We start from the raw sequence: 15,111 nt of genomic DNA, 5'->3' as shown, positions 1-15,111 counted from the left end.
GGCTAAAGCACACAAGAGGTGTGCTCACCAGCTAGGGTCAGTTAAGCCAAACAAGCAGGGAAGGCCGCTAAGGAGGGTTTTAAAATGAGTAACGCATGTATTGCGATAGCCGATGATCATCCTTTAATTGTGTTTGCCATTGAACATAAAATTAAAGACGTTTGGCCCGATATTCAGGTTGAAAGTGCCCATTGTTACCATCAACTGTTTCGCCTTTTTGAGCAAAAAGAACAACACCTAGATTTAGCCATTGTTGATCTCTCCATGCCCGGCAGTGAGGGTATTCAGGGAGTGGAATACATATGTAAGAACTACGCAAATGTCCCTGTGATAGTGATCAGCGGCTTTGATGACTTTAACAGCTGCACCGCCTGTTTAAACGCCGGCGCCGCCGGATTTGTCTCTAAAACCGAATTCGACTCGGTGATTATTGACTTGATTTCTAAGTACCTTGTTGTCGATTCAGTAGCCCCTCGCCAGGTCTTGCCCGAGGCTGATGAACTCCATGTATTACCCCTGTTGACCCCCAGTCAAGGCAAGGTGTTAAGGCAAATGGCCGATGGTTTAAGCAACAAGGCAATTGCCCGTGAGTTGAATATTTCCGAGAAAACCGTTCGTGTTCACGCCAGTGCCATATTTAAACAGCTGGATGTTGAAAACCGTACTCAGGCGGCGGTGAAATATAAGCGCCTGGCTCATGCCCTTGAGCTGTAGACCTGTAGCTCAGCACCTAAGCTAGCCCCTTTTTTATTGTGCCAATAATTGCAATAAAGTCTGGTTTTTACTCAAAAACCACGACTTTTTTCGCATTGAACGGCTATTTTAGGTCAAATGGCCTAGGTCAATTTAGCCGTTCAATTAGCGCATCTGCGTTATATGTTAATTGTTGGTAACTGCTTACACTGGAATTTCACAACAGGTGAGGAAGTGGTGCCATCTTGGTTGTTATATGGCTCTCATTACTGTTTGAACAAGTGCGCAATAAAAAACATGCAATGAAGTTAAAAATAATGACAAATGGAGGACGTTATGGTCCAAAACAAACTCAAATTGCTTAGCGTGGCGTTGTTGGCCGCAACCTTGTCGAGCGGCTGTACCTTTATCGGTGAGCATAAGTTTACTGGCGGCGGCACCATGGCTTCGGCCGGTGGTGATAAGAATGCCGTCTTTACTTTTAACGCCGAAAATTGCGGCGGGGATGAGGTTAAGGGTCGCGTTAACTATGTCGATCACAGCGCCATTGATTTCGAAGATGTTGGTGGTGTAAGCCTTAAGGCACAAGTAGATAATTTTGGTTATTGTGCGTTGACCGATGAAGGATTAGAAAACGGCGTGCAGGAATGTAACTGCATGGATCAGTTTGAAGCGCAATTTAGCTACTCATCGAAAAACCCTCAGGCGCCTGGAGAAGGCACAGGCTTTGTCTGTTTCTTTGATACCGGCGAAGGTAAAGGCAATTTCCATGGTGCCATTACCGCGTTTAACCTTATCGACGGACCCTATGAGGGTTACGGTAATGTTGGCACAGTGAACGGTAATATTCAGCAACACAGCTGCCCAGAAACTAACGAAGCAGAATAATAAGGAGAATACGGATGTTTAATAAAACTTTACTCACTGTATTAGTAGCCACTGCTTTTTCGGCGCAAGCCGAGCTGGTTGAGGGTACAGATATGCTGGCGGGCAAAACGGCTCGTGTCATATTCGAATATCATCAGGGCAATAAGGCCGAGCTGATCGCCGCCATTGAGGCTGCCGGTGGCGAAGTAAAACGCCAGTTGGATCATGATAACGCCGTGGCGGCTGTGGTTAATGCCGATACATTTAAACAATTACAGGCAAAGGGGGTGATGAAATCCGCCGAAATTGATGCCGTGCGCCAGGTTATCCCAAGCGCAGTTTCCGCCAATGAATTTCAAGATATTGCGCCATACGGCCTAGCCATGGTGCAAGCGGATCAGCTTAACTATGCCGGCGGTATCAAGGTCTGTGTTGTCGATACCGGTTATGATTTGGGACACCCGGATTTGCCAAGCACTACTGTGACTGGTGACGATGAAGGCGCTGGCCCCTGGTATCAGGATGGCCATGGTCATGGCACCCATGTCGCCGGCACCATAGCCGCAATCGATGGTAACGGCGGTGTGACCGGGGTGTTAGGCTCAGGTATGGCCGAATTACACATAGTACGAGTGTTTGATGACGAGGGCGGTTTTGTTTATGCCTCAGATCTTGCTGGCGCGGTGGCGGATTGCGCCAACGCCGGTGCTAAGGTAGTGAGCATGAGTTTGGGCGGCGCCTTTTCGAGCAAGGTTGAAGCACGTGCTTTTGCACGACTAGAGCGTGCCGGTGTCTTGGCCATTGCCGCTGCTGGTAATGATGGCAACGCCACCCATAGCTACCCCGCATCTTACGATTCCGTGGTGTCGGTCGCGGCAGTGGATAAGGATATGCAACATGCTGAATTTTCACAAAGAACTTCTCAGATTGAGCTTGCAGCTCCTGGTGTAGACACTTATTCCACGTTCCCCGGTGGTGGCAATGCCTGGATGTCGGGTACCTCAATGGCGACGCCTCATGTGTCCGGTGTCGCAGCCTTGGTATGGAGTCATTTCCCACACTGTAATAACTATGAGATCCGCAATGCCTTGAGCGCTTCGGCGAAGGATTTGGGCGATGCCGGCTATGACTACAAGTATGGTAATGGCTTGGTTCAGGCCAAAGCCGCATATGATCATTTAATGGTTAATAGCTGTAATGGCAAGGGCGTGAAGTAACAAGTAAGTTCCCCTCCTTAAAAGGTCGTCTCAATCGGGGCGACCTTTTTTTCTATCAAGCCGTATAACTCCTGTTACCGCAACAGGGTATTGACCTGGGTTATGTACTTATAGACTTGGCTTTCCTGATTAAGGCAGAGGGATAAATTCTTCCTCATCGCCGGGCACCTTTGGAAAGCGCCCCTGGCGCCATTTTTCTTTTGCCTGTTCGATACGGGTCTGGCTGCTTGATACAAAGTTCCAATCTATGATCCTGGGCCCGAGGTGAGCACCGCCGAGCAAGACGATGCGTGAATATTCATGAGCGCGGATGCTCAGCGTGGGTGCGCAATCGAACACCGCCATGCTTTGAGCTGGCACCGAGGTGCCGCCGCAGTGAATATGGCCACGCACTACATACAAGCCTAACTCCTCGCAATTGGGCAGGGGCAGTGTTTGTCCGGGTGCTAATTCGGCTTCAAGGTAAAGGGTATCGGAAAAGGTTTTTACCGGTGAACTTACCTCGTAGGCGCTGCCCATCATCACCCGCACCGGGACCCCAGCTACCGAGGTGATAGGCAAGGCTTCAGCGGGATAATGATAAAAGGCCGGGTCGCTTTGCTCTTGCTCTTCTGGCAATACCAGCCATAACTGTAAGCCCTCAAGACTGTGCGCTTTAGCGCACTCCTGCTCACTTTGGCGCTCTGAGTGTACTATGCCGGCACCGGCAATCATTAGGTTAACATCGCCGGGACGAATCGCTTGTACTCTGCCTAAGGAGTCTCTATGCAGCAGCTCGCCGTCGAACATATAGGTGACTGTGGCTATGCCAATATGAGGGTGAGGACGCACATTAACCCCTTGTCCGGGCGCAAAGGTGGCCGGTCCTAGGTGATCGAAGTAAATCCAGGGTCCTATGGTGGTGATCTGTGAGGTGGGCAGGGAGCGCAGCACCGAAAAACCACCCATATCTTTATAGCGTGGTGTTAACAGTGCTCGAATTGGCGAATGTGCGGCGATCGGTTTACTCTGCTGCGCCTCTACATTACTGACACGACTCATGCCTTGCTCCCTGAAATTGACCCCGATAAATCAACTAAATCGCTAAGCTGCTTTTCAAGTTTAGCCTCCCTTGGGCAAATAGATAAAAAAAGTCTAGATAAAGCGCGCTTGGCTTAGGGGGAGAGAAAGAAATATGGTTTGATTTATTTTATCCCTAATATGGGAATGGTTATTTTATAAATATAAAAATTAATGTCCCAATAATTTAAACCTTTACAAAAGTTTCATTTATTTTTAACAAAGCGCGTTCATTATCGCCGCCCTGTACCACTAACTAAAATAGTATTATCAGGGAAAAAAATGAAAATAAATAAAACCATGCTGGCGGCGGCCATTTCTTCGGCACTGCTAATGGGCTGTGATTCGGACACAAAAACAGTTGAAGTAGAGCGCATTGTTGAGGTCGAAAAAATCGTTGAAGTACCGGTTGAACAAGAAGAAGTTACCTCGGTTAAAAACGTCATTTTAATGATCGGCGACGGCATGGGCCCGCAACAAATCGGCCTGCTTGAAGAATATGCGCGTCGTGCGCCAAACAGCGTATTGGCAAGCACGACTACGGGCATGCAGAAGTTTGCCGACGGCGGCCACGTTGGTTTATCGCTTAATGCCCCGGGTGGCAAAAACGGTTCTTTGGTAACAGACTCGGCGTGCTCGGCGACTCAGCTGGCTACCGGCATAGCGGCGGCTTCCGAAGTGATTGGCCTGGACGACCAGGGTAATGTGGTCGAGACCATTTTGGAAAAAGCCAAGGCAGCGGGCAAGGCCACAGGCTTAGTGACAGATACCCGTATTACTCACGCGACGCCGGCGGCTTTTGCGGCGCACCAACCACATCGTTCATTTGAGAACGAAATTGCCGAAGACCTATTGATGAATCAGGTTGATGTATTGCTAGGTGGTGGTGCGCGTCACTGGTTGCCACAAGATACCGCCGATCGCAAAGATGCATTGGCTGCCGAGCTAGGCGGTAACACCAGCGTAATTAAAAAGTCTAAGCGTAGCGATGATCGTAACCTGATCGCAGAAGCACGCGACGCCGGCTATACCCTGGCCTTTGATAAGGAGCAGTTGAGCGCGGCAGAGGGTGCTAAGCTGCTGGGTCTATTTGACGACTCGGCGATGAACGATGGCATCGAATACACGGCCTGTAAAAACGATGAAAGCCAGTGTAACCACGAGCCTTCACTGCGTGAAATGACGCTAAAAGCCCTGGATGTTTTGTCTCAAGACGAAGATGGCTTCTTCTTGATGATCGAAGGTGGTCAAATCGACTGGGCGGCGCACGTAAATGACACCGGCTGGATGCTACACGAACTATTGAAGTTTGATGAAGCGGTTGATGCCGTGTACGAGTGGGTAAGCGAGCGCAATGACACCCTAGTGGTGATCACCGCCGACCACGAAACCGGTGGTTTTGGTTTTAGCTACTCGGCACATAATATTCCTGAAGCCACTACCTTGTCGGGTGATGGTATGAAGGGTGAAAACTACCATCCAAACTACAACTTTGGTTCGCTTTCTACTCTGGACAAGATTTACGATCAAAAAGCGTCTTTCTATGCGATTTACGACCAGGTGAATGCTGATTGGGATTTTGGCGCTTCAACGCCGGAGCAATGGCAAACTGCGGTAAACGCGACCCTGCACCCGGATTTCCATATCGATTATGCAGATGCCCAAGCCATTGCTGCGGTTAAGCCCAACGAAAACTATTATGCGGATCACAAGTACCTAAGTGCGACTCAGGTGCCGGCTATCAATGATTTCAGCGACTTCTATGTGTATGCCTATGAAGACCAAGGAGCCTTGATTGCCCGTGCGATTAGCTCGGAGCAAAGCGTGACTTGGGGTAACGGTACTCATACCGCAACGCCGGTTGCCGTGTATGCGTTTGGCCCAGATGGCGTGACCAAGCCGTTCTCAAGCATGTTGCACCACACCGAAATCGGTCAGTTAATGGCTAAGGCCTTACTGGGCGCCAACTAAGAGATTGGGTGCCGGGGCGTAAGGCCTTGGCACCTAAGTGATATATTTCCGTAAGGGCTTAGCGATTTAGCTTACGGGCGCGGAAATTGCGGCCCTTCATTTTCCCCTCACTGATGGTTTTCAGCGCCGCATTGGCAATTTTACGCTGCACGGCAACGTAGGAGCTGATAGCCGTGACCTTTATTTTCCCAATTTGATCCCCGGTAATGGCCTGATTAGAGGTCAGGGCGCCAAGAATATCTCCCGGACGCAGTTTGGACTTTTTGCCGCCGTCGATTTGTATGGTGACCATGGGCGCACGCTTAATCGCATTGCTAAAGACGTTGTCATTGGGCAGGTCGGTGGGCTCCAAGGTTTGCTCGAGATAATCTTCTAAGGCATTGACCTTGTGCGACTCTTTATAGCTCATTAAGGAGCAGGCGATGCCTTTTTTACCGGCGCGGCCGGTACGTCCGATGCGGTGTACATGGACCTCGGGGTCATGGGCAATATGGTAATTGATCACCATATCCACATGGTCCACATCTATACCTCGGGCGGCGACATCCGTGGCCACAAGGATACTCAGGCTGTGATTGGCAAAACGTACCAGGGTGCGGTCGCGGTCTTTTTGTTCTAGGTCGCCGTGTAAGGCGGCGGCATCAAAGCCCATATTCTGAAGCTCATCGCACACCTGCTGACACTCGGCCTTGGTATTGCAAAAAATTACCGCCGACTCGGGCTGGAAATGCAGCAGCAGTTTTTGCACTGCTTCCAAGCGCATGTCATTGTTGTCCACCTCATAGAAATACTGCTCTATGCTGCTGTCGTCATGGGTCGATTCGACCGTGATCTTTTGCGGGTTGTGCATCACATGCTGGGCCAGCTGTTCAATCTTAGGCGGATAGGTGGCGCTAAAGAGCAGGTTTTGTCGCTCTGCCGGGCAGTGATCGATAATGTATTGCAGTGGCTCTTCAAAGCCCATTTCCAACATGCGATCCGCTTCATCAAGTACGAAGGTGTTAACCTCATCTAGGGATAAGCGGCCCTTACGCAAGTGCTCTTCAATGCGTCCCGGGGTGCCGACAATAATATGGGCACCGTGCTCAAGCGAGCCGATTTGCGGCCCCATGGGCGCACCACCACACAGGGCGAGCACCTTGATATTGTGAATGGCACGAGCCAGTTTGCGAATTTCCACCGCCACCTGATCGGCCAGCTCTCGGGTCGGGCATACCACCAGGGCCTGGACACGAAAACGTTTTACATTGAGATTATGTAACAGCCCCAAAGAGAAGGCGGCCGTCTTGCCTGAGCCGGTTTTACCCTGACCAATCACATCCTTGCCCGCCAAAATGAGCGGCAAGGTTTGCGCTTGGATTTCTGTCATATGGTGATAACCCAAAGACTCTAGGTTATCGAGCAAAGAGCGAGAAAGCGGGGTGCTGGAAAAGGCAGGTAAGGTCACGGTGACAATCATCTTTTAAAAGTAAAAGGGGATTATAACATGCTCAACCTCGTGCCGGCAGAATAAAGACGCAGTTCACAACTTACCTAACCGTTTCATGCTGAGGGTTAAATTAAATCTTGACTTTAAAAAGTCTAATTACTACATTTGTGGTAGTTAATAACTACAAGTGTAGTAGTGAGGGTGAAATGAAACTCAGTGATTTTGAAATGGATGTGATGCAGCTTTTTTGGCAACACGAGCCATGTACAGCGAGCCAAATCCATCAGTTGCTTAGCGAAGCAAAAAAGAATAACAAGCAAGTGGCCTATAACACGGTGAAAACAATTGTCGATCGGCTTGAAAAGAAAGGCGCGGTGGAGCGTTGTGGTCAGCAAGGCAGGGCGATTGTTTATCAGTCTATTGTGACGCAAAGCGCTCTGTCAGAAGAAGCCGTCCCCACCTTTATGCAGCGCTTTTTTAAGGGAAGCTCCCGTAATCTCATTGCTCACTTTATTAAAGAAGAGCGTCTTAATGATGAGGATATTGCCTATTTACAAAACCTGTTAAATAGCAAAAAGAAAGACATGTAAAAAAGGAGGGCGATATGACGGACTATTTCCTAACCAGCTTATTTATTTCACTGTGCGCACTGGTCGCATTAAAGGGGCTACAAAGTGCTCCGGCACGACTGAGCTTCTATGTCTCGGTGTTGGCACTGTCCAGCTGGCTTGTGCCCTGGCAGCATATGCCCGAAGTTTCTAAATATCAGCAAGACCCGGAGCTGACTTTTAACGTTGCACATTTTTGGCAGACGGCTCCTTCGCAAGGCCAACAACAAGATGCTCTAGCTACTCAGGTTCAGGCACCAGTGTCGTTAGTTGATGGCTATGCATTTGATGTCTCTCATCTGGTATTTCTGGCGTTGCTAATTGGTGTCGCCTTGTTTATCTGGCGCATAGGGCAGTACTTCTCGTTTATCAAGCGACTTTATCGCCACTCCACACCCTGTAACCGCTATGAGCAAAGTAGTGGGGGTTACCCTGTTCGGGTTGCAAAGTTAGGGGCTCCGGCATTCGCCAGTGGGGTGACACGGCCCACTATCTGGCTGGATCGGGCGCTGCTTGATGCCAAAGAAGTTCATTCGATTATTCAACATGAGGCAACCCATTTACGCCAGGGGGATGTGTATTGGAGCTGGGCTATTTGCTTGTTGGAAAGCCTATTTTGGTGGAATCCCCTGTGCTTATTTTTAGCTAAAAAATCAAAGCAACAGCTGGAACTCAGCTGCGATGAAAAGTGCGCAGCGAGCTTTCGGGAACAATATCAACTGGATCTTGCCAGTGTCCTTTTATCGCAGCACCAAGCGAAAAATGGACATAGGCAATTTATGACCCCGTTGTTAAGTATCGCTCAACAACAGAGCTTTAACGTGCAACGGATTAAAATGTTAGACAAGGAAAAAACTATGAACAAAAAGCATGTCATTGCACTAGTTATGTCACTCGCCTTTAGTGCCGTTGCGGCGGCGCAAATTGTGGATAAAGATAAGCCGCAGCAGGTACAAGCACAGCAAACAGCCATTAGTTATGAAGAGCAAATGGCTGTGTTGCTCGATGGCGCAGCCGAGGCTAAAAGCAAAGATGTAGAAAAGCTCAATAAAGTGTTTGCTAACATCTTAAATTGGCACGCCAATAGAGCCGTACTCAACGAACAGGACGAAAGCAAAATTAAGCTACTGAGCTTTACCCTGCTAAGTCATGTTGGTCACAAGCTTGCTCGTTATGAAGATGTTATGCTTGCCTTTGCTGATTGGTATCCCGATGCGGACTCGGCGCCATATTTTTTGAAAAATGTAACGGCCTTAACGCACTTGCAGCTGCAGCAGCCAAATTTAGCAATTAATGAGTTAAACGAGCTAAAGGCGCAGCTAAAAGACCAGACTAAACCTGGAACCCTATGAATCTGGCCCGTGCGTACATAGAGGTGGAGGACTTTGACAATGCGCTAGCCATTCTTGAGCAGTTACCAGAAGATAACAAGTACACGGCCGTTTTGAAGTACTATGTTTACTTCCATCAAGGTGACAGTGAAAACATGGAGCGGATTAAAGCGCAGCTACCTACAGAAGTGGCCAGTTTACCGCCGAGCCTCCCCGATTTTGGTATCCCCATGTCGCCATTGTTAGCCAAGTTATAAAGTACTTAAAAAGCCCCAAAATTGGGGCTTTTTTTATCATTGCTTTGTTGGTTAACGAGATAAAACGTTGCGCTACTGTTTTGCTTATCAATCCGACTATAATGACTGGCAGTGTCGGTATTCGTACCAATGACGAAAATAAGTCCAGTAAGGCGGTTAGTTACATTGGAGGTAATAGTGAGTGAGCAGCAGGCTGCGTTCGACTCTTTGCGTGCGCAAATGACAGGGTATGCTCCCATCGGTGAGCAGACCTGGCAGCAATTTAAGCCCCTATGCACCTTGGTTCATGCGGATAAGCATCAGCTGATTTATCCATGTGGGGTCGTGCCACAGTCCTTCTCTTATCTCTACCAAGGCTTGGTACGTTGTTTTGTTACCGATGAAAAAGGTAATGAATACAATAAGATGTTTTTCGATGAGGGCAAGTTTCCCGGGTCTATGACGGCGCTGTTAACACAGCAAGCATCAAGTTTGGCCTTTGAGGCACTGGAGCAAAGTACGCTGATCGCCATCGATTTTAAGGGCTTTCGCCGGCTCATGCAAAGCAATCCAGAACTTATGCTCTATCAAATCCATTATCTTGAGAAGAATTGGTTGTTGGCAAAAGACCAGCGAGAAATCGAGATAGTGCAGGACGATGCCACCACTCGATATCTGCATTTTAGCAAGCAATTTCCTGCCTTAGCCGAGCGCTTACCGCAATACCATATCGCTTCGCATTTGGGGATCACGCCGACCCAGTTAAGCCGGGTAAGAAAAAACTTATCCCTTATCAACCTATGTAAATGAACCCCGCATAGCGCCTCGATACACTGTCTCTTATCCGCTGGAGCGAGCAGGTTCCAGCTATGGTTTGATTGACACAGAGGTAAGTATGGAATTTTTATCCGCACTAGAGTGGCGTTACGCCGTAAAACAATTTTCTCAGCAAATGGTGCCAGAAGCGCAATTGCAAACCCTGTTGCAGGCCGCCACCTTGAGCCCATCGGCGTATGGATTACAGCCTTACCGGTTAATTCTGGTACGGTCAAAATTGTTACGCGAGCAACTGGTGCCTCATTCCTACGGCCAGGATAAGGTGGCTAATAGTTCGCATTTGCTTGTTTTTGCGGCGCAGACAAACATTGGTGATGAGACGGTAGAGCGCTATATAGCTCGCCACAGCGAAGTTACGGGCACCCCCATTGCCGATTTACAGCGTTACGGTGATCATCTGAAGTCGGCGCTGGCCAGTAAAACACCGGCACAGCGGCAGGAATGGGCGCATCAGCAAGCTTATATTGCGCTTGGCAACTTACTTACCTGTGCGGCACAGATGCGTATAGATACCTGCCCGATGAGCGGGATTGACGCGCAGCAATATGACCGCATTCTTGGGTTAACAAAGCGCGGTTTAACCACGACCGTGATCTGCCCCATAGGCTATCGACATCAAGAAGACAGTCAATGTCAGGCTGCGAAGGTGCGCTTCGACTATGCCGAGATGGTAGACAGCGTATGATGGCCTTATTGTTGTGTATGCTGGCCATTGCTGCCGGCGCCGCCATTGCCATACAAGCGGCCATGAATGCGCAATTGGGGGTGTTGCTCAACAGCGCAATGCTCGCCACTGGGGTGGCGTTTTTAACCAGCTTTACACTTGTCACCGCGGTGCTGGTATTTACCAGTAAAAGCTACCCGAGTGTTGGTGTCATCACCAATGTGCCCTGGTATTTGTGGCTGGCCGGCGTGTTCAGTGCGTTTGGCGTCAGTTGCTTTTATTATCTGATCCCAAAAATGGGCCTAGGAAGCATGATGTCGTTTGCCTTGTCGGGGCAAATTGTGGTGGCCATGCTTGCCAGTCACCTGGGTTGGTTTAACTTGCCCGTTAAGGCTCTGGATGGCAGCAAGTTATTGGGAACGGTGTTATTGATTGGTGGTGTTATCTTAGTGAATTGGGAGTCGAGAAGTGGATATTAATCAAGCCAATATAGCGAACTTAACAAGCCTTTGGGAGCACTATGGTGCGGCGCCCTTGGCTGATGAGAGCACATGGCCATTTAAGGTCAATCATGTGTGGCCTCATCGCTGCTGGCACCCAGAGCCCGGTTCGCTGACCAGCATGGCGCCGCTAGCCGAGGCTCGAGCTGGGGTGATGTTTCCACTTTGGCCGGATTTGCACGGGGCGTCATTGCAGTTCCCCGAAGAGCGTGAGTTAGCGCTTAAACACGCCGGTTGGGATTGCGTCTTAGCACAAACGGCCATGTATTTGCCCTTGTCCGTAAGTGATTATCCACCCACCTCGGATAAGCCAATCACGAGCGCAGAGTTGGTGGTAAGAAACATTAATAGGGTCGAGGAGGTTTCTTCCTGGATAGAGGTGGTAAATGATGCTTTTGGTTATCGTGTGGATGCCCGGGCCATTGCGCCTTTGCTCGAATGTGAGCAAGCACAATTATATGTTGGGGTATGGGCGGGAAAGGTTGTTGCCAGCGCGCTTTTGTATTACACCGGGGAGGTAGTCGGCCTTCATCAGGTCGCGTTAAAACAAACGCATCAAGGACAAGGGCTTGCCAAAAGCATGATGCAGGATTTGCTCAGGCTTGCGGTGGCCTCGGGGGCGCAGTATATGGTCTTGCAGGCATCGGCGGCCGGTCGACCTCTGTATGAAAACCTTGGCTTTATAACCCAGTTTGAGATCCGCAGTTATAGCAACCGCGCTTAACAATTGAAATCTGTTACTGCTTGTCATTAAAGCCCCTACCGGTCAATAGTGCTATAACAAAAATGCCGGTCTATATAGACCGGCATGGGTGTTGCAATGTATCGGTAGTTTAACTAAGGCTTAGAAAACTACGGTTACAGTTGCAGAGCAGTTAGTCGTGCCTGCTTCACAGATTGAGTAGTTGTATACACCGCCGCCTTTTTGGTTGATAGCGTCAGTGTAGGCACCGTCATTGTTGGTTGTGGTGATAGCCGAGCCGTTGCGATAGATATCAACATTGCTGCTGTTTGCACCGCTCCAGCTTAGGTCTACGCGTTGACGACCTTTTACCTTGTAACCAAACGCATTTAGGTCGATAGAGCCGCCCGTAGCACCGCTGCTTACATTCACGGTTTGTGAGCTGGTGTCGGTTTGACCGGCGCTGTCGGTTACCGTTAGCGTCACAGTGTATGAACCGTCTGCCGCATAGCTGTGGCTAGGGTTTTGCGCCGAGCTGCTAGCGCCGTCGCCGAAGTTCCAGCTGTAACCGGTTACGCCGTTGTCATCCGAGCTGCCGTCGGTGAAGCTACAAGCCAGGGCATCACATGAGAAGCTGAAATCCGCTACCGGTGCATTGTCAGATGAACCGCCGCCACAGCTAGTACCCGCTAGGTAATCGATGGCCGCTTGTGCTTTAACCAGACCGTAACCGGTTTTCACGTCACGACCGGCAGCATCTAAATCTTCAGCAGTAACTGCCAGGGCGTTACGCACTTCCGCTGCCGAACAGGCGGTATGATATGACCACACCAGGGCTGCAACCGCACTCACGTGAGGGGTCGCCATTGATGTACCATTGTAGTAATCCCAGTCCTGGCCATCTACTTTAGATAGGCTCGCCGTTTGACCCGCTTTTGCAGCTAGCTCAAGGCCGGTTGCACGGTCAATTGAGGCCGTTGGAATGCCTTGAATTTTACCATTGAAGTCAACCATAAATGGCGCTTGTAGGCCCGGGCGTGCAGCATTACTGTAAACGATAATACCTTCGGCACCGGCGTCGGCACAGGCATTGGCGCCACGATATTCAGGGTATGAATTTTCCGTTGAGGTCGAGCTGTCACCTTGGTTTTCACCACGTTCAACAAGACAGATTTTGCCTGTCATGTCGCCACACGAGTATGAAGTACCCGTTGTAGTACACACGCCTAGCGCACCACTGGCTGAGCCATTGTTGCCCGCAGGGTCAAACGCCAGGCTGCTGTTGTAAAACAAGTGTGGTACCACGCCATTGGCGAAGTAGTCGGTACCGCCAACGCTTAGTTGCGCTAACTGGCCATCGCCTAGACCCACGCTTGACAGTACGGCTTCACCTGGACCGGCAAGTTCAACCTGGTTGGTGCGCTGTGAGAAGTTAGCGTGCATATTGCCAGAGTCAACGGCCGCTACCGATACCACATCATCATATGAAGCTGGGTAAGAGTGGGCGGTATTACCGTCGTTACCTGCCGCAGCGATGCTTAATACGCCTTGGCTGTAGTAGTTAGCAAAGGCATTGCCTTCGGTGCGGCTGCTACCGCCACCACCTAGACTCATGCTGACAACGTTGGCGCCCGCTGCCACACAATCATCAACCGCAGCGATTAGGCTTGAAGAGTAGCCCCAGCCAGATTCGTTAAATACTTTAATGATATGAAGGTTTACATTGCCGTTTGGCATAACCCCAACAACGCCCGAGCCGTTAGTGATACCGGCTACGGTACCGGCTACGTGGGTACCGTGTGAACCACCCGGTGTTGACCATTGGCCGGTGCCAGAGTCGTTGGTGCCTGATACCAGGTTGGCGTCTAGGTCCGAGTGACGGATGTCATAGCCCGAGTCGATAATACATACTGTACGGTTGCCGGCTAGCTCATCGGAAACGATATCCGCTTCAACGCGGCTGATACCCCATGGCTCAACCTCTGTGGTATTGAGGTTGGTGGCAAGTAGGTGACGTTTAACGTCGGCTTCTACAAATTCAACATTTGGGTTGTTACGCAGGCCCTTAAGAGCCGCCGCTGGTACTTCCATGGCGAAGGCATCGTGCTTGGCCAGGTCAACTTTAATCTCACCGCCTAGCTTTTTCGCCAGCGATTTTACTTCGGCAGACTTACCGCGAGTGAATTTTACGATTACGCGCTCTTTGCTCGCTCCGTTCGTTTTTACTTGTTCAGCTTTATCCTTGCTGCCTAAATTCGGTTGTAAAGAGTTTGCTAGTGCTGCTTCTGAGCCAAGGCCTAGAGCCAATAGGGTGGCCGTAGCAACGAGAGAGAATTTAGACTTCATAGTGAATACCTTTATTTAATTATTGTGTTGTCATTGTGCCTTGGTGACACAAGGGTATTTGACGTTGACGCGGTTGCCGCCTGTTGTAATTCGGTTACCGCGTTAGGCCCGATTATGAAAACACAGTTGTTAAAAAAATGGTATAGTTTTTTGTAATTGTTTTGGGTAATTTGGGGGTGGTTGGTAAAAAGGTATTTAAATTCAATTTGTTGAAGGTTTTGTTTTTGTGGCTAAGGCTTTGGTTTATTTTAACAAATGTGCATTATTTTTGCGTTTTCAGGTTATTTTTGCATTTTACGGGATGGTACTTGAGAGTGGAGTGGGTTGAGATCCGGCATTGAAATTGGTCTTAGAATGGCTCGTTTTGGCTACCGGGTTCCGTCTTCGATAGGTTGTGGCGGTGGCAGGGTATCGCCCGGTAAAGAATCTAGGTGGCGCTCGAAAAAGGCCCGGATCTGCTCGGGAGTGTCCAGCTCCCCGGCACGGTAGCGCTGGGGAAGCTCATCAAGTAACGGAATATGAAGGTTTTCATCGAATTCGTACAGGGCATGCAAGCGACTCACAACCAAAGCCAGGGCACCGCTACAATCATCACAGAGCAAGGCGACGTCCGCTTCGTTGATTACGCTACGCAGATAATGCTGTAATTCCTGTTCATCCATAATTGAGCC

15 protein-coding genes are annotated in these 15,111 nt (G+C 49.6%); 11 read left to right on the top strand and 4 right to left on the bottom strand.

Features of this window, described 5'->3' with window-relative positions:
• Nucleotides 1–84: 84 nt before the first annotated feature.
• The 3 genes from C2M35_RS08800 to C2M35_RS08790 all read left to right on the top strand — a co-directional run bounded on the left by C2M35_RS08800 (nt 85) and on the right by C2M35_RS08790 (nt 2,777).
• The gene (locus C2M35_RS08800) at nt 85–714 is read left to right on the top strand and encodes a response regulator transcription factor (protein ID WP_105265121.1); all 630 of its coding nucleotides are present in this window, start codon (nt 85–87) and stop codon (nt 712–714) included.
• 315 nt (nt 715–1,029) lie between these two features.
• Nucleotides 1,030–1,581: a hypothetical protein gene (locus tag C2M35_RS08795; protein ID WP_105200926.1), complete on the top strand. Its 552-nt coding sequence runs from the start codon at nt 1,030–1,032 to the stop codon at nt 1,579–1,581.
• A 14-nt stretch (nt 1,582–1,595) separates the two neighbouring features.
• Nucleotides 1,596–2,777, top strand: a complete 1,182-nt coding sequence (locus C2M35_RS08790; protein ID WP_105258911.1) for a S8 family peptidase — start codon at nt 1,596–1,598, stop codon at nt 2,775–2,777.
• Nucleotides 2,778–2,906: 129 nt separating this feature from the next.
• Here the strand turns inward: C2M35_RS08790 and C2M35_RS08785 are convergent, their stop codons facing one another.
• Complete coding sequence (locus tag C2M35_RS08785; protein WP_105265120.1) at nt 2,907–3,818, bottom strand: pirin family protein; 912 nt, start codon at nt 3,816–3,818, stop codon at nt 2,907–2,909.
• A 300-nt stretch (nt 3,819–4,118) separates the two neighbouring features.
• On the opposite strand from C2M35_RS08785, the gene C2M35_RS08780 reads away from it, so the two are divergent.
• Nucleotides 4,119–5,807: an alkaline phosphatase gene (locus C2M35_RS08780; RefSeq protein WP_234000044.1), complete on the top strand. Its 1,689-nt coding sequence runs from the start codon at nt 4,119–4,121 to the stop codon at nt 5,805–5,807.
• Between the two features lie 58 nt (nt 5,808–5,865).
• Here the strand turns inward: C2M35_RS08780 and dbpA are convergent, their stop codons facing one another.
• Nucleotides 5,866–7,266, bottom strand: coding sequence for an ATP-dependent RNA helicase DbpA (gene dbpA, locus C2M35_RS08775; RefSeq protein WP_199774406.1), 1,401 nt, complete (start codon nt 7,264–7,266; stop codon nt 5,866–5,868).
• Between the two features lie 176 nt (nt 7,267–7,442).
• On the opposite strand from dbpA, the gene C2M35_RS08770 reads away from it, so the two are divergent.
• The 7 genes from C2M35_RS08770 (at nt 7,443) to C2M35_RS08740 (ending at nt 12,136) form a co-directional block, all read left to right on the top strand.
• Nucleotides 7,443–7,826, top strand: a complete 384-nt coding sequence (locus tag C2M35_RS08770) for a BlaI/MecI/CopY family transcriptional regulator (RefSeq protein ID WP_105190189.1) — start codon at nt 7,443–7,445, stop codon at nt 7,824–7,826.
• A 14-nt stretch (nt 7,827–7,840) separates the two neighbouring features.
• Complete coding sequence (locus tag C2M35_RS08765; protein ID WP_105265119.1) at nt 7,841–9,196, top strand: M56 family metallopeptidase; 1,356 nt, start codon at nt 7,841–7,843, stop codon at nt 9,194–9,196.
• Complete coding sequence (locus C2M35_RS08760; RefSeq protein ID WP_105265118.1) at nt 9,193–9,432, top strand: hypothetical protein; 240 nt, start codon at nt 9,193–9,195, stop codon at nt 9,430–9,432. The genes C2M35_RS08765 and C2M35_RS08760 overlap by 4 nt, the downstream gene beginning before the upstream one ends.
• 177 nt (nt 9,433–9,609) lie before the next feature.
• Nucleotides 9,610–10,221 (top strand): Crp/Fnr family transcriptional regulator, encoded by a 612-nt coding sequence (locus C2M35_RS08755; RefSeq protein ID WP_234000043.1) that lies wholly within the window; start codon nt 9,610–9,612, stop codon nt 10,219–10,221.
• 85 nt (nt 10,222–10,306) lie between these two features.
• Complete coding sequence (locus C2M35_RS08750) at nt 10,307–10,933, top strand: NAD(P)H-dependent oxidoreductase (protein ID WP_105265117.1); 627 nt, start codon at nt 10,307–10,309, stop codon at nt 10,931–10,933.
• On the top strand, nt 10,930–11,391 hold the full coding sequence (locus C2M35_RS08745; protein WP_105265116.1) for a DMT family transporter: 462 nt from the start codon (nt 10,930–10,932) through the stop codon (nt 11,389–11,391). The genes C2M35_RS08750 and C2M35_RS08745 overlap by 4 nt, the downstream gene beginning before the upstream one ends.
• Nucleotides 11,381–12,136, top strand: coding sequence for a GNAT family N-acetyltransferase (locus C2M35_RS08740; protein WP_105265115.1), 756 nt, complete (start codon nt 11,381–11,383; stop codon nt 12,134–12,136). The genes C2M35_RS08745 and C2M35_RS08740 overlap by 11 nt, the downstream gene beginning before the upstream one ends.
• A 120-nt stretch (nt 12,137–12,256) precedes the next feature.
• Here C2M35_RS08740 and C2M35_RS08735 read toward each other — a convergent pair whose 3' ends face one another.
• Together C2M35_RS08735 and C2M35_RS08730 are read right to left on the bottom strand one after the other, a co-directional pair.
• Nucleotides 12,257–14,440 (bottom strand): S8 family serine peptidase, encoded by a 2,184-nt coding sequence (locus tag C2M35_RS08735; protein WP_158677949.1) that lies wholly within the window; start codon nt 14,438–14,440, stop codon nt 12,257–12,259.
• A gap of 368 nt (nt 14,441–14,808) precedes the next feature.
• On the bottom strand, nt 14,809–15,102 hold the full coding sequence (locus tag C2M35_RS08730; RefSeq protein ID WP_105265114.1) for a hypothetical protein: 294 nt from the start codon (nt 15,100–15,102) through the stop codon (nt 14,809–14,811).
• Nucleotides 15,103–15,111 lie beyond the last annotated feature (9 nt).

This window comes from Pseudoalteromonas sp. T1lg76 (genome assembly GCF_002964725.1).
Lineage (GTDB): Bacteria > Pseudomonadota > Gammaproteobacteria > Enterobacterales > Alteromonadaceae > Pseudoalteromonas.
Note: the sequence above shows the minus strand (reverse complement) of the source record. Positions and strands in the feature narration are given on the sequence as shown.